The organism is Streptomyces sp. NPDC051136 (genome assembly GCF_044455745.1).
Taxonomy (GTDB): Bacteria; Actinomycetota; Actinomycetes; order Streptomycetales; family Streptomycetaceae; genus Streptomyces.
In genome coordinates, this window is sequence record NZ_JBITFE010000001.1 from 745,437 (window position 1) to 765,708 (window position 20,272).

At 73.1% G+C, this 20,272-nt stretch carries 8 protein-coding genes; all 8 read left to right on the top strand.

Annotated elements, in window-relative coordinates; translation table 11 throughout:
• Positions 1-93: 93 nt before the first annotated feature.
• The 8 genes from ACIBCJ_RS03270 to ACIBCJ_RS03305 all read left to right on the top strand — a co-directional run bounded on the left by ACIBCJ_RS03270 (position 94) and on the right by ACIBCJ_RS03305 (position 20,189).
• Complete coding sequence (locus ACIBCJ_RS03270; RefSeq protein ID WP_365978647.1) at positions 94-1,449, top strand: lysine N(6)-hydroxylase/L-ornithine N(5)-oxygenase family protein; 1,356 nt, start codon at positions 94-96, stop codon at positions 1,447-1,449.
• 11 nt (positions 1,450-1,460) lie between these two features.
• Positions 1,461-2,525: an iron ABC transporter permease gene (locus ACIBCJ_RS03275; protein ID WP_365978646.1), complete on the top strand. Its 1,065-nt coding sequence runs from the start codon at positions 1,461-1,463 to the stop codon at positions 2,523-2,525.
• 32 nt (positions 2,526-2,557) lie between these two features.
• On the top strand, positions 2,558-3,670 hold the full coding sequence (locus ACIBCJ_RS03280) for an iron ABC transporter permease (RefSeq protein ID WP_365978918.1): 1,113 nt from the start codon (positions 2,558-2,560) through the stop codon (positions 3,668-3,670).
• Between the two features lie 38 nt (positions 3,671-3,708).
• The gene (locus tag ACIBCJ_RS03285) at positions 3,709-4,572 is read left to right on the top strand and encodes an ABC transporter ATP-binding protein (protein ID WP_362098113.1); all 864 of its coding nucleotides are present in this window, start codon (positions 3,709-3,711) and stop codon (positions 4,570-4,572) included.
• 86 nt (positions 4,573-4,658) lie between these two features.
• Positions 4,659-5,717, top strand: coding sequence for an iron-siderophore ABC transporter substrate-binding protein (locus ACIBCJ_RS03290; RefSeq protein ID WP_362098116.1), 1,059 nt, complete (start codon positions 4,659-4,661; stop codon positions 5,715-5,717).
• Positions 5,714-7,519 carry an ABC transporter ATP-binding protein gene (locus ACIBCJ_RS03295; protein WP_365978645.1) on the top strand — a complete coding sequence of 602 codons (1,806 nt, stop codon included), beginning with the start codon at positions 5,714-5,716 and terminating at the stop codon, positions 7,517-7,519. Before ACIBCJ_RS03290 ends, ACIBCJ_RS03295 begins: the two co-directional genes overlap by 4 nt.
• A gap of 57 nt (positions 7,520-7,576) precedes the next feature.
• Entirely contained in the window at positions 7,577-18,502 is a 10,926-nt protein-coding gene (locus ACIBCJ_RS03300) for an amino acid adenylation domain-containing protein (RefSeq protein ID WP_365978644.1), read from the top strand.
• Positions 18,489-20,189 (top strand): ABC transporter ATP-binding protein, encoded by a 1,701-nt coding sequence (locus ACIBCJ_RS03305; RefSeq protein ID WP_362098125.1) that lies wholly within the window; start codon positions 18,489-18,491, stop codon positions 20,187-20,189. The genes ACIBCJ_RS03300 and ACIBCJ_RS03305 overlap by 14 nt, the downstream gene beginning before the upstream one ends.
• The last annotated feature ends 83 nt before the right edge of the window (positions 20,190-20,272 follow it).

A 20,272-nucleotide genomic window follows, 5' to 3' on the forward strand; every position in this document is an offset into this window, starting at 1 on the left:
AGTTGGCTCGATTCCGTCGCTGTCGCGGCCTATCGACAGCCGTCCCTCGTTAGCTTAGGCTCACCTAAGTTTCCGGCGCTCGATGGGAGTGACATGTCACGGGTTCTTCCTGGTGACGCAACGCTGGTCCACGACCTCATTGGAATCGGCTTCGGGCCGTCCAATGTCGCCATGGCGATCGCGATCCGCGAACACAACGCACGGGCCGGCGGGCAACAGGCGCTCGACGCGCACTTCTTCGAGCAGCAACCGCGCTTCGGCTGGCACCGCGGCATGCTGATCGACGACGCCACCATGCAGGTGTCCTTCCTCAAGGACCTGGTGACGTTGCGCAACCCGGCCAGCGAGTACAGCTTCCTGTGCTACCTGCAGAGCAAGGGGCGGCTGATCGACTTCATCAACCACAAGAACCTCTTCCCGCTGCGGGTCGAGTTCCACGACTACTTCGAGTGGGCCGCGGCCAAGGTCGACGACACGGTCTCCTACGGGCACGAGGTCGTCGGCGTCGCACCGGTCGTGCGGGACGGAGCCGTGGACCACCTGGAGGTGACGGTCCGCTCGGGGGAGGGGCTCGGGGTCCACCGGGCGCGCAACCTCGTCATCGGCACCGGGCTGCGCCCCCTCGTGCCGGAGGGCGTGGAACGCGGCGACCGGGTCTGGCACAACTCCGAACTGCTGTCCAGAGTCGACGCGTTGGAGGGCACTTCGCCCTCCCGGTTCGTCGTCGTCGGCGCCGGGCAGAGCGCCGCCGAGAACGTCGCCTACCTGCACCGCCGCTTCCCCGGAGCGGAAGTGTGCGCGGTCTTCTCCCGCTACGGCTACAGCCCGGCCGACGACAGCGCGTTCGCCAACCGCATCTTCGACCCGGCGGCGGTCGACGACTACTTCACCGCACCGGGCACCGTGAAACGCCGGCTGATGGACTACCACGGCAACACCAACTACTCCGTGGTGGACATCGACCTGATCGACGACCTGTACCGGCAGATGTACCGGGAGAAGGTCCTCGGCACCGAGCGGCTGCGCTTCCTCAACGTCTCCCGGCTCACCGACGTCACAGAGGCACCGGACCACGTACGCGCCACCGTGACCTCCCTGGTCGACGGCGAGGAGACCCTCCTGGACGCGGACGTGCTGGTCCTGGCCACCGGCTACGGTCCGGCCGACCCCCTCGGTCTGCTCGGCGAGGTCGCGGACCGCTGCCTGCGCGACCACGAGGGCCGGGTGCGTGTCGAGCGCGACTACCGCGTCGCCACGGACCCCGCCCTGCGCTGCGGCATCTATTTGCAGGGCGGCACGGAGCACACGCACGGCATCACGTCGTCGCTGCTCTCCAACACCGCCGTCAGGGTCGGCGAGATCCTCGACTCGCTCCTCGACCGGGGGCTCAAGTCCGCGTCCGACGAGGCCCGTACGGTCGCCGACGGGACCGGCACCGGCGCGCGTTAGTGTACGTCGCCATGACCACGACTGCGGTTGAGCGTCCGGCGCCCGCGCCCGGCGGCCCGGCACGGGCCCGGCAACGCCGTCTCGCCGGCCTGGGCGTGCTCGCGGCGCTCCTGCTGGTCGCGGCGGCGGCCTCGCTGGCCGTCGGTGCGCGTGCGCTCACTCCCGCCGAGGTCTGGCACGGGCTCTTCGCGGCGCCCGAGTCCGACCGGCGGCTCACGGAGATCAGGCTCATCGTGCAGACCGTGCGCGTGCCCCGCACCGTGCTCGCGGTCGTGGCCGGCGCCGCCCTGGGCGTCGGCGGCGCGCTGATCCAGGGCTACACGCGCAACCCGATCGCCGACACGGGCCTGCTGGGGGTGAACTCCGGCGCCTCGTTCGCCGTGGTGTCGGGGATCGCCGCCTTCGGTTTCACCAGCCCGTTCCAGTACGTCTGGTTCGGCTTCCTGGGCGCGGCGGTCGCCGGGGCCGTGGTGTTCGGGCTGTCGAGCATCGGCCGCGGGGCGGGCAACCCGCTGACGCTGGCCCTGGCCGGGCAGGGTGTCACGGTGTTCCTCGCGGCCATGACCACGGCGGTCGCGCTGACGGACAAGGCCTCGCTGAACGCGCTGCGGTTCTGGAACGCGGGCTCCCTGACCGGCGTCGGCTTCGACGTCATCTGGCCCGTGTCCGCGTTCGTCGCCGCCGGGCTGCTGGCGGCGCTGACCACGCTGCCCTCCGTCAACCTGCTCAACCTGGGCGACGACGTCGCCCGCGGGCTCGGGGTGAACGTCGCGCTGACCCGCACCGTCGGCATCGCCGCCATCACCCTGCTGGCCGGGGCGGCGACGGCGGCCTGCGGACCCATCGCCTTCCTCGGTCTCATGGTGGCCCACGTCGCCCGGTACCTGACCGGCCCGGACTACCGCTGGCTGGTGCCGTACGCCGGTCTGCTCGGCGCCGTCGTGCTGCTGGGCTGCGACATCGTGGGGCGCCTGGTCGTGAGGCCCGGGGAGCTGGACGCGGGGGTCGTCGTCTCGCTGCTCGGCGCGCCGTTCTTCGCCGTCCTGGTGTGGCGCGGGAAGTTCAGGAGCGCGTGAGCGGGCCGGACGGGACGGCGGACGTGGCGGACATGACGGCGGAGGGGGCGAACACGGCGGTGGACGGGGCGGATGCGGGGGTGGACGTGAAGGCGGACGTGCGGGCCCCGGTGGCGCCGGGGGTGCGGTTCGGCGGTGTGTCGTTCGTGTGGCGGCCCTGGACCGCGGGTGTCACGCTGCTCCTCGCGGTGGCGTGCTTCCTGCTTTTCTGCCTGTCGATCGGCGTCGGGGACTTCCCCATCGGCCTGCCCCGGGTCCTCGCCACCATCGTCGGCCGGGGCGAGCAGGTCGACGAGTTCGTGATCATGGACCTGAGGATGCCCCGGGCCCTCGCCGGGCTCGTCGTGGGCGTCGCGCTCGGGGTGTCCGGCGCCCTCACCCAGTCGATCGCCCGCAATCCGCTGGCCAGTCCGGACGTCCTCGGCATCACCAGCGGCGCCGGGGCCGTCGCGGTGTTCCTGGTGACGGTGTCGGGCGGTGCCGCGACGGCCGTGACCGACTCCGTGGGCCTGTCGGCGGCGGCCCTCGCGGGCGGCCTCGGTACCGGCCTGCTGGTGTACTTCATGGCGTGGCGCCGGGGGATCGACGGCTTCCGGCTCATCCTCATCGGCATCTCGGTCAACGCCGTGATGCAGGCGGCCACCACCTGGCTGCTGGTCACCGCCGACATCCGGGACGTGGCCCGGGCCCAGGCGTGGCTGATCGGTTCGCTGGACAACCGGTCGTGGGACGAGGTGCACGTCGCCCTGTGGGTCACGACGGCCCTGCTGGTCGTCGTGGCCTGTGCCGCCTTCCAGTTCAAGCCGCTGCACTTCGGGGACGAGGTCGCCGCCGGTCTCGGCGTCCGGTACGGCGCGGTGCGCGCTGCGCTGCTGCTGTGCGCGGTGCTGCTGGCCGGCGTGGCGGTGAGCGCCGCGGGCCCGGTGCCGTTCGTCGCGCTGGTGGCGCCGCAGGTGGCGATGCGGCTGGCGAGGTGCCCGACCCCGCCGCTGGTGGCTTCCGGCCTGGTGGGGGCGGTGCTGCTGACCGGCTCCGACCTGGTGGCCCGCACCGCCCTGCCGGTCTCGCTCCCGGTCGGCGTGGTCACCGCCGCCATCGGCGGCCCCTTCCTCGTCTACCTGCTGGTGCGGGCCAACCGCCGATAGCTGGTACAAAGTAAGGCGAGCCTAATCGAGGGGGCCTTGTGGTCGTTCAGTCCATCACCGGGACCGGGACGGGAGTTGACGGCGCCTCACGCCTGGCGGCCCGGGGCGTCAGCGTCGGTTACGGTGCGCGGTCCGTCATCGAGGATCTCGACGTGACCGTCCCGCCCGGCGTGATCACCACGATCGTCGGACCCAACGGCTGCGGCAAGTCGACCCTGCTGCGCACCCTGTCGCGACTCCTCAAGCCGACCGGCGGCACGGTCGTCCTGGACGGCGAGGACATCGCCGCGCTCAGGACCCGGGACGTGGCGAAGAAGCTCGGCCTGCTGCCCCAGGCGCCGGTGGCGCCCGAAGGGCTGACCGTGTCCGACCTGGTCGCCCGGGGCCGGCACCCGCACCAGAGCTGGCTGCGGCAGTGGTCGTCGGACGACGCCGACGTCGTACGGCGGGCCCTCGCCATGACCGGGGTGTCCGACCTCGCGGACCGTCCGGTCGACTCACTGTCCGGCGGACAGCGCCAGCGCGTCTGGATCTCGATGACCCTGGCCCAGGGCACCGACCTGCTCCTGCTGGACGAACCGACCACCTATCTCGACCTGGCCCACGCGATCGACGTGCTCGACCTGGTCGACGACCTGCACGAGTCCGGGCGCACCGTGGTCATGGTGCTGCACGACCTCAACCTCGCCACGCGCTACAGCGACCACCTCGTCGTCATGAAAGAGGGCGCGATCCTGGCCCAGGGGCACCCGCGCGACGTGGTCACCGCCGACCTGCTGCACGAGGCGTTCGGACTGCGCGCCAAGGTGATCGACGATCCGGTCGGCGACCGTCCTCTCGTCGTACCGATCGGGCGCACTCACGCCGAACCGGCCCGTCCGGCACCGGAGTTGCAGCAGTGAGGGTAGGCTAACCTCACTCAGGCGCGGTAGGGTTTGCTGCCCTCGGACGGGGGGCAGTGGACGGCGCGACAGCAAGGGATCTCCGGATGCTCCTCAGAACGACGCGTATGCGGCCCCGACGACGACTCGCGGCGGTCCTGTCGGCCGCCGTGCTCGGCGTCGGCCTCCTCGCGGGATGCGGCTCCGAGTCGGACGACTCGGCGGACGACGGCGGAGGCGGCACCCCGGCCGCCGCCGGCGCCTTCCCGGTCACCGTGGAGCACGCGTTCGGAACCACGAAGGTCGCCGAGGCGCCCGAGCGGGTCGTCACCGTCGGCTACACCGACGACCAGACCGTCCTGGCCTTCGGCATCAAGCCCGTCGGCATGGTCGACCAGTACCCGAACCCGGCCGGTCAGAGCCCCGACATCAACACCCAGTGGCCGTGGGTGAAGGAGAAGTGGGGCGACACCGAGCCCGAGGTCATCATGAAGAACGGTGACACCGGACCCAACTTCGAGAAGATCGCGGCGCTGCGCCCCGACCTGATCATCGCGGTGTACTCCGAGGTCGACCAGGCCGCCTACGACAAGCTCTCCAAGATCGCGCCGACCGTGGGACGCACCAAGGCGGAGAAGGAGCCGTTCAGCGCCCCGTGGCAGGACAACGCCCTGCACATCGCCAAGGCCCTCGGCAAGGCCGAGGAGGGCGAGAAGATGGTCGCCGACATCCAGGGCAGGCTCGACACGGCCAAGAAGGCGCACCCCGAGTTCGCGGACCAGACCGCCGTCGCACTCTCCTGGTACAAGGACTCGGTGGCCCCCTTCACCTCCACCGACGTGCGTGGACGCCTGCTGACGGGCATCGGCTTCAAGTACCAGACCAAGATCGACGAGGTCGCCGGCGGCGACTTCTACACCACACTCTCGCCCGAACGCGTCGACCTGGTCGACGTCGACCGCGTCTTCGTCATCAACGACCGGGCGGACCAGGACGCGTTGAAGAAGTTCGAGCTGTTCACCAACCTCGACGCCGTGAAGAACGGCAAGGTGACCTACCTGCTGGACAGCGAGGGCCCGGCGGTCGGCGCGGCCATCTCCCAGGGCACCCTGCTGTCCATGCCGTACGCCGTCGACGAACTCGTCAAGTCGGCCGGGCAGGTGTGAGCGTCACCGACACCCGCGGCGCCGCGGCCCCGGCCGTGCTGCGTACGGCGACCGGTCGCGAGGCCGGCCGGTGGGTCGCGGTCCACTGCCGCGAGGCGCCGTGGCTGAGCGCCACCACGGTGCTCACCACGGTGGCCGGAGCGGCCCTCCAGGTGCTGCCGGTGCTGCTGCTCGGCCGCGTGGTCGACGCGGTGGCCGGGGACGAGTCGCAGTCCGTCCTGGTCACCATCGGGACCCTGATGGCCGCCGCGGCGCTGCTCGGCGCGGCGGCGACCGCGGTGTCGACCTACCTGATCGGGCGGCTGGGCGCCGACCTGCTCGCCCGGCTGCGGGAGGGCGCCGTCCGTGCGGTCCTGGGCATGCCCAGCGCCCGCGTCGAGCAGGTCGGCCGCGGAGACGTGCTGTCCCGGGTCGGCGACGACGTCGCCGTGATCTCCAACGGCATCCGGACGGCCGTTCCCACGGTGTTCTCGGCGGGTGTCCTCGTCGTCATCGCCACGGCCGGCATGTTCGGGCTCGACTGGCGGCTCGGTCTGGCGGGCGCCGGCGCACTGCCCGCGTACGCGCTGGCGCTGCGCTGGTACCTGCCCAGGTCGGCCCCGCTGTACCAGCAGCAGCGCAGGGCCCAGGCCGACCGGGCGCAGGCTCTGATCAGCGGCCTCAACGGCATCGACACGGTCCGCGCCTACCGCCTCGAGGACGCCTTCCGCGACCGGGTCACCCGTGAGTCGTGGCGGGTGCGCGACCTCGGCATCGAGGTGTTCCGGTTCTTCGGCCGCTTCGTCGGGCGGGAGAACCGCGCCGAGTTCATCGGACTGACCCTCATCATCGTGGTCGGCTACGCGCTCCTGGAGGCGGACGCGGCCACCCTCGGAGAGGTCTCCGCGGCGCCGTTGCTGTTCCACCGGCTGTTCACCCCGCTGGGCGCCATCATGTTCACCTTCGACGAGGCGCAGAAGTCGGGTGCGAGCCTCACCCGCCTGGTCGGCGTGCTGGGGGAGGACGCGGAGGACCGGCTGGTGGGCGACGCGTCCGCCGGCGGCGCGGCGGCCGGCCCCCACCCGGTGACGGTGCGGGGCCTCACGTTCACCTACCCGGGCGCCGAGAAGCCCGTCCTCAGGGATGTCGACCTGACCATCCCGGCGGGTGGTTCGCTCGCCCTGGTGGGTGCCACGGGCGCGGGCAAGACGACGCTGGCCGCGCTGGTCGCGGGCATCGGGACCCCGCAGGCCGGATCGGTGTGCGTCGGGCCGACCGACCTGGCCGGACTGGACGAGGCCGGGGCGCGGGCCCTGGTGAGCATCCTGACCCAGGAGACCCACGTGTTCTCCGGGCCGCTCGCCGACGACCTGCGGCTGGCCGCGCCCGACGCGACCGACGGCGAACTGATGGCGGCCCTGCGCACGGTGGGCGCCGGACCGTGGGTCGACGCCCTGCCCGACGGCCTGGCCACCCCGGTCGGCGAGGGCGGCGAGCGCCTCGACGTGACCAAGGTCGCCCAGATCGCGCTGGCCCGGCTGGTGCTGGGCCGGGCACCGGTGGTCGTCCTCGACGAGTCGACCGCGGAGGCGGGCAGCGAAGGCGCCGCCGAGCTGGAGCGGGCCGTGCTGGCGGCGTGCGCGGGCCGTACCACGCTGTTCGTGGCGCACCGCCTGACGCAGGCCATGGCCGCCGACCGGATCGCCGTCCTGGACGCGGGACGAGTCGTCGAGGAGGGCACGCACGAGGAGTTGGTGGCCCTGGGCGGACGCTACGCACGGCTGTGGCGGGCCTGGCGGCAGGGCAGCCGAGGGGATGGTTAGGCGTGCCTAAGTTAGGTTAGCCTGCCTTCACTCCTTGGAAGGGGCGTTGAGTCTTCGATGATGGAACCGACCGCTTCTCTCGTCCGGCTTTCCCGTGGGCACCTGACCGACATGCGCCGGCGCCTCGGCGACCACCGCGACCGGGCCGTCGCCGAGGCGTGCGCCATCGCCCTGGCGTACTGGGCCGCGGGCCGCAGCCCCGCCGGCCTCGACCTCACCCCGGGCACGCTGTTCACCGACGTGCTCGCCTGGGCCGACAACGGCGGGAGCGCACCGAGTGGCTGGCACGTCGCCGCCGACGGCCGCAGCATCACCCTCCCGGACGGTGTCGCACCGGACGAGGCGCGGCTCGCCCTGGACGACCTGGCCGAGTTCCCGCACCGGCCGCTCGGCACCGTCGGCCCGTCCGGTCCCGCGGCGCGGCTGGCGGACCTCGCCCGGTGGAACGACACCGGCGCCGACCGCGTGCGTCCCACCCTGGTGGAGATGTTCCGCGAACAGGCCCGCGCCAGGCCGGACGCCGTGGCCGTGACCGACGAGAGTCGCACCCTGACGTACCGTCAGACGGCCGAGCTGTCCGCCCAGTTGGCCCACCACCTGATCGCCCGCGGCCTGACCGCCGAAGACATGGTGGGCATCTCCCTGGAACGCTCCGCCGAGATGGTGATCGGCCTGCTGGCCGTGCTCCAGGCGGGCGGCGCCTTCGTCCCGCTCGACCCGCACTGGCCCGCCGAGCGCCGGGCCGTCGTCGTCGAGGACGCCCGGGTCGTCCTGCAGCTCAACTCCACGGGCGAGCACGCCCCGGGCGAACCGGAGGCCGTCGCCGTCGACCTCGGCGACTGGCGGTTCGACGGCCACCCCACCGAGGACACCGGAGTCACCGCCCCCGGGGACGCCCTGGCCTACGTCATCTTCACCTCCGGCTCCACCGGACGGCCCAAGGGCGCCATGATCCGGCAGGAGGCGATCAGCGAGCGCCTGCTGTGGCAGATCCACGAGATCCTTCACTTCGGACCCGACGACGCGTCCCTGTTCAAGGCGCCGCTGTCCTTCGACATCTCCATCAACGAGATCTTCCTGCCCCTCGTCAGCGGCGGCAGACTCGTGGTCCTGCGGCCCGGCGGCGAACGCGACCCGCACCACCTGCTGCGCGTGATCGCCGAACAGCGCGTCACCTTCACCTACCTCGTCTCGTCCATGCTGGACGTCCTGCTGGAGATGGCGGGCGACACGGGACGCCTCGACAGCCTCCGGCACGTCTGGTGCGGCGGCGAGGTGCTCACGCCCGAACTCTACGAGCGCTTCCGCACCCGGCTCGACATCCCCCTGTACCACGGCTACGGCCCCGCCGAGACGACCATCGGCGTCTCGCACGTCGTCTACCGGGGAGCGGCCGAACGCCTGTCGACGTCGATCGGCCGGGCCAACCCCAACACCCAGCTGTACGTCCTGGACGACGAACTGCGCCCGGTGCCGGTCGGCGTCGGCGGCGAACTGTACGCGGGCGGACTGCTGCTGGGCCGCGGATACGTGAACGCGCCCGGGCTGACCGCGTCCCGGTTCGTGGCGAACCCCTTCGCGGACGACGGGTCCCGGCTGTACCGCACCGGCGACCTCGCGCGCTTCGCCCCCGACGGCTCGCTCGACTTCCTCGGCCGCGCCGACAACCAGATCAAGATCCGCGGCATGCGGCTGGAGATCGAGGACGTCGAGGTCGGCCTCGCGGAACACCCCCACGTGCGGCACACCTGCGTCGTCGCGAAGAAGAACGCGTCAGGCGGCACCTACCTGGTCGGATACGTGATCCCGGCCGCCGGGCACGAGGACCTGCGCGCGCAGGACGTCAAGGCATGGGCCGGGGCGCACATGGTGGAGTACATGGTGCCCACCCACGTCGTCGTGATGACGGAGTTCCCGCTCACCGCGAACGGCAAGCTCGACCGCGGCGCACTGCCCGAGCCCGTCGTCGACGCCGCCCCGGCCGCCCCGCCGACCACCGACGAGGAGCGCGCGGTGTGCGCGGCGGTCGCGACGCTGCTCCGCCTGGACCGGGTCGGAGTCGACCAGGACTTCTTCCAGCTGGGCGGCGACAGCATCCTGGCGATCTCGCTGCTGAGCGCACTGCGCGACGCGGGCCTCTACGTCACGGCTGGGCAGATCTTCACCCACAGCACGGTGGGCGCGCTGGCGGCGGTGGCGAGCCGCGAGGACACCACGGCCGTGGACCACCGAGACGTGGCGACCGGAACCGTCGTGGGCTCACCCGTCGTGCAGTGGCTCGGCGAGACCACCGACGCGATCGACGGCTTCGTCCAGTCCGTCGTGCTCAACACGCCCGCCACCCTGACCGCCGACGCCCTCGACACGATCCTCGCCGCCCTCGTCCAGCGGCATGCCATGCTGCGCGCCCGACTCGTCCGCGGCGACCGCTGGGGATTCGACATCCCGGAGGCGGACGCCCGCACCGTCGCGGCCGCGGCCCGATGGCAGGACAGCGACCAGCCGCTCGACGCGTGCGTCACCCTCGCCACCGAGGCACTGGACCCCACGGGCGGCGCGATGGTGCACGCCGTCTGGCGACGAGCGGCGCGCCAACTGGTCGTCGTCGTCCACCACGTGGTGATCGACGGCGTGTCCTGGCGGATCCTGATGGAGGACCTCGCCACCGCTTGGCGGCAGTACGCCTCGGGAGCCCCCGTCGAACTGCCCCCGGTGGGGACGTCGTTCCGGCGCTGGACCCAACTGCTGGAGCGCGCCGCGTTCGACGCGGACAGCACCTGCTTCCGGCGCCCGCTGCCGGGGCCGGACCGACCGCTGGGCAGACGGGCCCTGTCCGAGGGCGACACCGTGGCACGCGAGCGCGTCCGCACCGTGTCGGTCGACGCCGCGACCACGGCCGCGCTGCTCGGCAGGACACCCGCCACGTTCCACGCGGGTGTCAACGACGTCCTGGTGACGGCGCTCGCCGTCGCCCTCGCCCGGTGGCGCCGCGACCTCGGCCAGGACCAGACCTTCGCGCACATCGAACTCGAGGGCCACGGCCGCGAACCGCGGTTCGTCGCGCCGACCGCCGGCTACGAACCCGAACTCTCCTGCACCGTCGGCTGGTTCACCACCCTCTTCCCGGTCACCGTCGACCCCGGCCCGGCACCCGACCTCACCGCACCCGCGTACCTGGCCGCCGCGCTCAAGGCGGTCAAGGAAGACCTCGCGCGCGTCCCGGACCACGGCGTCTCCTACGGCGCCCTGCGCCATCTGGCCCAGGCCGCCTTCGACGCACCCGCGCCGCAGGTGCTCTTCAACTACCTGGGACGCTTCGAGGCGGGTTCGTCAGCCGACTGGCAACTCGCGCACACCACCGATCAGTTGGGGGAGCGGCGGGACCCTCGTATGCGCCTGCCCCGGGCCCTGGAGTTCAACGCGATCGCCGAACCCGCCCCCACCGGCGCTCACGAGCTGGTCACCACCCTCTCCTGGCCCGACGGCATGTTCACCGACGCGGACATCACCGCCCTCGGCACCTACTACCAGGAGGCCCTCACCGGCCTGGCCGCGCTCGACCGGGGCGGCCACTCGCCCAGCGACTTCCGCCCGCTGACGCTCACCCAGGCCGACGTCGACGCCCTGGACGGCCCGGCGCTGCTGGACATCCTCCCGCTCACCCCGTTGCAGGAGGGCCTGTACTTCCACTCCGTCTACGACGACGACACCACCGGCAGCTACGTCGAGCAGCAACTGCTGACCCTGGAGGGCGAGGTGGACCCCGAGCGGCTCGCGGCCGCGGCCACCCGCCTGCTGACCCTCCACCCGAACCTCGCCGCCCGCTTCGTGGCCCTGTCCGACGGCCGGGTGGTCAGCGTGCTGGAGAGCGGCGCCGTGCCGCCCTTCACCGTCCTGGACCGCCCGGACATCGGCGACGACGAGATCCGCGCCCTCGCCGAGCGGGACCGCAGGGCCGGGTTCGACCTGGCCACCGGGCCGTTGATGCGGTACACGCTCGTCCGGGCGGGAGCGGACCGGCACGTCCTGGTGCAGACGGTGCACCACATCATCGCCGACGGCTGGTCGGTGCCGCCCATGCTGCGCACCCTGCTGGCCGAGTACCACGCACCCGGTTCCGGACACGCCCTCGGCGGTTTCGCCGACCACGTGCGCGGCCTCGCCGGACGCGACCAGGACACGAGCGACCGGGTGTGGGACCAGCAGCTGGCCGGGCTCGCCGGCCCCTCGCTGATCGCCGAGGGACACCCGCCCTCCGACCGGTTCGCCGACGTCGCCGTGACGGCGGACACCGACGTCGACGCGGCGGCCCGCGCCGCCGGTGTGCCGCTGAGCGTGGCCGTGCACAGCGCCTGGGCCCTCACCCTCGGCGGCATGCTGCACAGCGACGACGTGGTGTTCGGCTCCACTGTGTCCGGCCGCGACGCGGACGTGCCCGGCATCGGGAACATGGTGGGCCTGTTCATCAACACCGTCCCGCTGCGCGCCCGGTGGACCGCCACCACCACCGCGCATGACCTGCTCGCCGCCGTCCGGGCACACCAGAGCGCGGTCCTGCCGCACCAGCACGTCTCGCTGGCGCGGATCGCCCGCCGGTCCGGCACCGGCACGCTCTTCGACACCCTGGTGGTGTTCGACGTGGCGACCGACGTGGACGCGCTGCGGCGACCCGGCGACACGCTCGCCGTCACCGACATCGTCAACGAGGGCGCCCCGCACTACCCGATGACCCTGGTCGTGGAGCGCACACATGACGGCCGCCCGCGCTTCAACCTGATCCACGACACCGGGCTGCTGCGCGAGACCCACGTCCGCGAGATCCTGCACACGTTCACCCGGAACCTCACCGGCCTGCTCACCCGGCCGGACACCCCGGCCGCCGACCTGGCACACCGAGAAGCCGGGCACACCGGGCCGGTCACCCGGGCGACGCTCGGCGACCTCTTCGACGCCGCGGCACGGCGTGCCCCGTCGGCCACCGCCGTCACCCAGTGCGCCCTGGACGGCGCCACCCGCTCCCTGACCTACGGCCAACTGGCCGAAGCCAAGAACCAGCTGGCCGCCGTCCTGCGCGCGGCCGGGGCCGGTCCGGGCCGGCGCGTCGCCGTCGCCCTGCCGCGCTCCGTCGAGCAGGTCGTCGCCCTCGTCGCCGTCGTCGGCGCCGGCGGGGCGTACGTCCCGCTGGACCTGGCCTACCCGGACGAACGCCTGGAGTACGTCCTCGCCGACTCCGCCCCGCAGGTCGTCCTCGTCGACCGGGAACAGCGCGACCGGTTCACCCGGCTGCTGAACCGCGCGGGCGTGCCGGCCCGGGTGCTGGTACCCGAGGAGGAGCCGACGCCGGCCGTCCGGGAACCGGGGCCCGCGGCCGGATGGCACGACCCCGCCTACGTGATCTACACGTCCGGATCGACCGGCCGGCCCAAGGGCGTCGTCGTCCCGCACGCCGCCGTCGTGACACTGCTCGCCCGCACCCGTCCCGCGATGGGCTTCGGCCCGGACGACGTGTGGGTCCAGTTCCACTCCTTCTCCTTCGACTTCGCCGTCTGGGAGCTGTGGGGCGCGCTCGTGCATGGCGGTGAGCTGCTGGTGCCGGAGTACGGACTGACCCGTTCCCCGGTCGACTTCCACCGCCTGGTGCGCGAACACGGCGTGACGGTGCTCAACCAGACCCCGTCGGCGTTCTACCCCTTCGCCGAGGCCGACCTGCGGGCGGGCACGCCGCTGCCCGCACTGCGCCGGATCATCTTCGGGGGCGAGGCGCTGGACCTGGGGCGGCTGCGCGACTGGGTCGACCGGCACGGCACCGCCGCGCCCGAGCTGGTCAACATGTACGGCATCACCGAGACCACCGTCCACGTCACCCACCGGGTGCTGACCGACGCCGACTTCGCGCCCGGCGCCGCCACCACCAGCCCCATCGGCGGCCCGGTCCCCGGCCTCGTCACGCACCTGCTCGACGACCGGCTGCGCCCGGTGCCTCCCGGCCGCGTGGGTGCCATCTACGTCGCGGGCGACCAGGTGTCCCTCGGCTACCTGGGCCGGCCGGGACTGACCGCGGCCCGGTTCGTGGCCGACCCGTTCGGGGCGGACGGCTCCCGCATGTACCACACGGGCGACCTCGCCCGCCGCACGCTCGACGGCGAGCTGGAGTTCGTGGGCCGCGCCGACGACCAGGTGCAGCTGAAGGGGTTCCGGATCGAGCCGGGCGAGGTGGAGTCCGCGATCCGGGCCCTCGACGGTGTGGCCGACGCCGCCGTCACCGTGGCGGACAGCGAGGACCACCTGGTCGCGCACGTCGTGGGCCGGGTGCCGGACGACCTCACCGCGCTCCTCTCGGCGAAGCTGCCCCCGCACATGGTTCCGGGCCTGGTGCTGACCGTGGACGCCCTGCCGCTCACGGTCAACGGCAAACTGGACCGCAGGGCGCTCACCGAACGCGCCGCCCGGACACCGGACGCGAAGGGCGAGGCGCCGAACGGCGGGCCCGACGCCGTGCTCGCGTCCCTCGTCGACCTCTTCGCCCGGGCACTGCCCGGCTCCGCCCCGGACGCCGACACCGACTTCTTCGCCGCCGGCGGCGACAGCATCGTCGCCATCACCGTGATCAACCGGGCCAGGGCGATCGGCCTGCCGATCGCGCCCCGCGACGTGTTCCTGCTCAGGACGCCCCGCGCGCTCGCCGCACACCTGGCGGCGCGTGCCCCCAGTGCCGAGCCGTCCCCCGCACCCGCCCGTCACGAGGACGGCCCGCTGCCACCCACACCGATCATGCTGCGCCAGCGGGAGCTGGGCGGATCGCTCCACCGGTTCGCCCAGGCCAGGACGCTGACCGCACCCGACGGGACCGAACTGCCCGACGTGGAGCGCGCCGCGCGGGCCGTCGTCGCCGCACACCCGGCGCTGCGACTGCGGCTGCGCGTCGAGCACGGCGTCTGGTCCCCGATCACGGAACCGGACCGCGAGGTCACGGTCGTCCGCGGGAGCGGGACCGATGCGGCGCGCGCGGCCGACGACGCGGCCGGCCGCCTCGACCCCGGCGCCGGCGAGGTCGTCGCCTTCACCTGGCTGGAGGCGAGCCGCACCCTCGTGGTCGCCGTGCACCACCTCGCCGTCGACGCCGTGTCCTGGCTGATCCTGCTGGACGACCTGGCCGACGTCCTGCGCGGTGCGGCCCCGGCGTCGCCGACCACGCCCTACGCGGAGTACGCCCGGGCCCTCACCCACCGGTCCGCCCACGAGGCCGACGGCCTGGCCCACTGGATCAGCACGCTCGGGGCCCCCACGCCGCTGCCCACCGCCGGCAGCAGGCGCGAGCGCACGGTCGTCCTCCCACCCGGGGTGAGCGACCGCGTCACCCGCACCGCACCCTCCGCGCTGGGCCTCGGACTCACCGAGCTGCTGTGCGGCGCGCTGCGCACCGCGCTCACCCGCATCCAGCCCTCACCCACCGATCTGGCGGTCGACCTCGAACGGCACGGCAGGGTCCCCGCCCTAGACCACCACGACTACACCCGCACCGTCGGCTGGTTCACCGCCATCGCACCCGTACGGCTGACTCCGCACACCGACCCCGTCGCCGCGGCGCGCGAGGTCGCCGAACGCCAGCCGGACGAACGCGCCCACGTCGCTTACGGCGGCCTCAGGTACCTCAACCCGCAGACCGCGCCGCTGCTCGGCACCGCCCACCCGCAGGTGCTCTTCAACTACCTGGGACGGGGCCACGAGTCCGACGCGCCGCGGCTCACCGGCGGCGACCGGCCCGGCAGCCCGTACGCCGTCGAGGCCGACGCCTGGACCGACGCCGCCACCGGCAGCCTGCACGCCACCTTCACCCTCGCCGAAGGCGTTCCGGACGAGATCACCGAGCACTGGCTGCGCGCACTGGAACACCTCGCGGACGCCTCCGCCACCGCGGAACGCACGGCGCCGGTCACCCCCCTCCAGCGAGGTCTGTACTTCCAGACCCAGCTCACGGGCCCGGCCGGGCACTACGTCGCCCAGAGCTGGTTCACCTTCGAACGGCGCCTCGACGCCGACGCGCTGGCCGAGGCGATGGCGTACGTCATTGCCCGGCACCCGGCCGTGGGGGCCGGCTTCACCACGGACGAGAACGGCAGTCCCGTCCAGGTCCTCTCCGCCGGCCGGCGGGTCACCGTCCGCACGGTCGGCGCGGCGACGGACGCGGAGGCCGACGCCCTGCGGCTGCGGGACCGGGAGGCGGGTTTCGACCCCGGCGAGCCGCCGCTGATCCGGCTGACCGTGGTCCGCCTGCCCGGCGACCGCGACGGACTGCTCCTCAGCTACCACCTGCTGCTGTGGGACGGCTGGTCCAGGGAGATCGTGCTGCGCGACCTGTTCGACGCCTACCGTGCCGTCCTCGACGGCGCGCCCCTCGACGCCGCATCCGCCGGTCCCGGCTTCGAGGACCACGCCCGGGCCCTCGCCGCCAGGGACCCGGCCCCCTCCGAACGCTTCTGGGCCCGGCACCTCGCCGGCCTGACCGGCCCCACCCTGCTCGCCGGGCCGGCGCCCGCGCTCCCCGACGACCTGCCGCGCGCACTGGTGCGCACTCTGACCACCGAGCAGTCGGAGGCGCTGAAGGCGGTGGCCAGGATTCACGGCGTCACCCTGAACACCGTGCTGACCGGCGCGTTCGGCCTCCTCCTCGGCGCCCGCACCGGCCGCGGCGACGCCGTCTTCGGCGTGACCGTCTCGGGGCGGGAGGGCGAAGGACTGTCCGACGTGGTCGGCGTCCTGCTCAACACCGTGCCCATGTGGACGCGCGCCCGGCCGCACGACACGGTGCGCGCCTACCTGACGTCCGTGCAGACGGCCCGGGTCGAGGCCATGGAGCACGAGCACCTCGGGCTCGGCGAGATCCAGCGGGCCGCCGGCCACGACACCCTGTTCGACAACCTGTTCGTCCTCCAGAACTTCCTGGACCTGGACGCCTTCGCCGAGATGAACGCCCGGCACGGTATCACCTCGGTGCGGGCCGACGACTCCACCCACTACCCGTTCACGTGGGTGGTCACCCCCGGCGACCGGCTCACCGTCAAACTGGAGTACCGCGACCACGACACCGCGGGCGCCCGGAGCCTCCTCGACGACTATCTGCGCGTCCTGGAGGACCTGACCGCCTCCGACGGGCCCCTCGGCGCCCTGCCGGGCCCCGTGCCCGCCCCGGAGGCAGGTGAACGCACCGACGTCGGCACGGACACGGTCGTCGACCGGTTCGACCGGGCGGCGGACGGCGAACCCGGGCGAGTGGCACTCGTCGCCCACGGCGCGGCCCTGACCTTCGCCGAGCTGAGGGACCGCAGCCGAGCGGTGGCGGGCGTACTGGTGCGGCGCGGCATCGGTCCGGAGACGACGGTGGGCATCGCCCTGCCGCGCTCCCTCGACTCGATCGTGGCCCTCTTCGCCGTGCTGCGCACCGGCGCCGCCTACGTGCCCCTGGAACTTGACCACCCCGACGAGCGGATCGCGGCGATCGTGGCCGACGCCCGCCCCCGTGTCGTCCTCACCGTCAGCGCGGTCGCACACCGGCTCTCCGGGGACCTGATCGAACTCGACCGCCCGCTCCCGGACGCCGAACCGTTCACGACCTTCGCGCCGGACGACCCGGACCGGCTGAGGCACCCCGCGTACACGATCTACACCTCCGGCTCGACCGGCCGGCCCAAGGGCGTGGTGACCGAGTACGCCGGACTCACCAACATGCTGGTCAACCACCGGCGCCGGATCTTCGAGCCGGTGCTGGCGGACCACGGCCACCGGACCTTCCGCATCGCCCACACCGTGTCCTTCGCCTTCGACATGTCGTGGGAGGAACTGCTCTGGCTCGCCGACGGCCACGAAGTGCACATCTGCGACGAGGAGTTGCGCCGGGACGCGCCCCGGCTGGTCGCGTACTGCGCGGAGCACGGGATCGACGTCGTCAACGTCACCCCGACCTACGCGCAGCAACTGGTCGCCGAGGGCCTGCTCGACGACCCGGCCCGCCGGCCGGCGCTGGTGCTGCTGGGCGGCGAGGCCGTCACCCCGGCCCTGTGGCGCCGCCTCGCCGAGACCGAGGGCACCGTCGGGTACAACCTGTACGGACCGACCGAGTACACCATCAACACCCTCGGCGTCGGCACGTTCGAGTGCCCCGACCCGGTGGTGGGCGTCGCCATCGACAACACCGACGTGTACGTGCTGGATCCCTGGCTCCGGCCGCTGCCCGACGGCGTCCCCGGCGAGCTGTACGTCGCGGGCATCGGCATCGCACGCGGCTACCTCCGGCAGCCCGCCCAGACCGCGCACCGCTTCGTCGCCTGCCCGTTCGGCGCCCCGGGCGAGCGCATGTACCGCACCGGGGACCTCGTGGTGCGGCGGCCCGACGGGAACCTGATGTACCTGGGCCGCACCGACCAGCAGGTCAAGATCCGGGGCCACCGGGTGGAACTCGGCGAGGTGGAGGCCGTGTTCGCGGCGCACCCGGCGGTGCGGTTCGTCGCCGCCGTCGCCCAGCCCGACCCGCAGGTCGACGGCGCCCACCGGCTGGCCGCCTACCTCGTGCTGGACGGCGCCGAACTCGCCGAGGTCGCCGGCGAGGTCGGCGCCGCGCTCCCCGACTTCCTGCGCCCCACCCACTACGCCCGGGTCGACCGCATCCCGCTGACGGTGAACGGGAAGGCCGACACCAAGGCGCTCCCCGAGGCCAAACCGCTCGGGGCACTCACCACGGCGGCGGAACGCGCACCGGAGACGGAGACGGAGACGACGGTGTGCGAACTCTTCGCCGAGGCACTGGACCTGGACGACGACGAGGTGAGCGCCGTGAGCGACTTCACGGCCCTCGGCGGGCACTCCATGCTGGCGGTCCGGCTGACCGGGCTGCTCCGCCGGGAGTACGGTCCAGTGATCACGGTCCGCGATCTGATCACCCTGCGAACCCCGGAAGCGATTGCCCACCACCTCGATGACCACTCCTGACACCCAGCGGCCCCGCACGGGGTCCGACATCCTCCGTACCGCCCTGCGGCGCAACGTCGGCGCGATGGCCTGGGGCACCGTCCTCATGGGCCTCTACCAGGCCGGTGAGACGGCCTTCCCCATCGCGCTCGGCCTGATCGTCGAGCACACCATGCGCCACCGGAGCCCCGAGGCGCTCGGCCTCTCCGTCGCCGCGCTGGCGGTGATCATCACGACCGTGTCGCTGTCCTGGCGGTTCGGCATGCGGATCCTGCAGAAGGCCAACACCACCGAGGCACACCACTGGCGGGTCCGGGTCGCGGGGACCGGGCTCCAGCCGGTGGCCAGGGACGTCGACCTCAAGTCGGGCGAGGTGCTGACCATCGCCACCGAGGACGCCGACCAGACCGCCGACATCATCGAGGTCGTGCCGCTGCTGATCAGCTCGCTCGTGGCGGTGCTGATCGCCGCGGTCGCCCTGGGGCTGGCCGACCTCCGGCTCGGGCTGCTGGTCATCGTGGGAACCGTCGCGATCCTGTCCGTCCTCAGCGTGATGTCCCGGCGCATCGGCTCCAGCACCCGTGAGCAGCAGGCGCGGGTGGCGCGCGCGGGCGCCAAGGTCGCCGACCTCATCATCGGCCTGCGCCCGCTGCACGGCTTCGGCGGCAACCACGCGGCCTTCCGCTCCTACCGCAGGGTCAGCACCGAGGCGAGGCGCCAGTCCGTCACGGTGGCGCGGGTGGGTGGCGTCTACGCGGGCACCGCGCTCGCCCTCAACGCGGTCCTCGCCGCCGCCGTGACCCTCACGGCGGGGTGGCTCGCCTTCGAGGGGCGGATCACCATCGGTGAGCTGGTCATGGCCGTGGGCCTGGCGCAGTTCATCATGGAACCGCTGAAGCTGTTCTCGGAGATGCCGAAGTACGTGATGATCGCGCGCGCCTCCGCCGAGCGGATGGCGCTGGTCCTCGCGGCACCCGCGGTGACGACACCGGGGACCGGGCGGCCGGTCCGGGGCACCGACCTGGAGGTCGACTGCGTCCGCCACGGGACGCTGCGCAAGGTCCGCTTCCGGGTCCGGGCCGGCGAGTTCGTGGCCGTCGCCGCCTACCAGCCCCGAGCTGCGGCCGAACTCGCCGAGGTCCTCGCGCTCCAGGTCCCGCCGGACGCGTACGAGGGGACGGTGCGCCTCGGCGGTCGGGACCTCGCGGACCTGGCGGTGGCGGCGGTCCGCGAGCACATGCTGGTCAATCCGTACGACGGCGAGATCTTCGCGGGCACCCTGCGGTCCAACATCGACCCGTCGGGCACCAGCCGCAGGGTCCCCGAGGCCGTCGAGGCCTCGATGCTGACCGACGTCGTCGCCCTGCACCGGGAAGGGCTCGACCACGCGGTGCGCGACCGGGGCGCCAACCTCTCCGGGGGGCAGCGCCAGCGGCTCTCCCTGGCCCGCGCCCTGGCCGCCGACAGCGACGTCCTGGTGCTGCGCGACCCGACCACGGCCGTGGACGCGGTCACCGAACAGCTCATCGCGCGGGGCGTCGCCGCACTGCGCCGGGGCCGCACCACCCTGGTGATCACCAGCAGCCCCGCCCTGCTGGACGCCGCCGACCGGGTGCTCGTCCTCGACGAGGGCGTCGTCACCGCCGAGGACACCCACCGCCGCCTCCTGGCCACCGACGAGGAGTACCGCCTGGCGGTGACCAGGTGACCAGATGACAAGGTGCCGCCGTGCCGGAGGTTTGCCCCGGGCCTCGCCAGGAAAGGGGCACTGTGATCACCGGTGGCGACAAT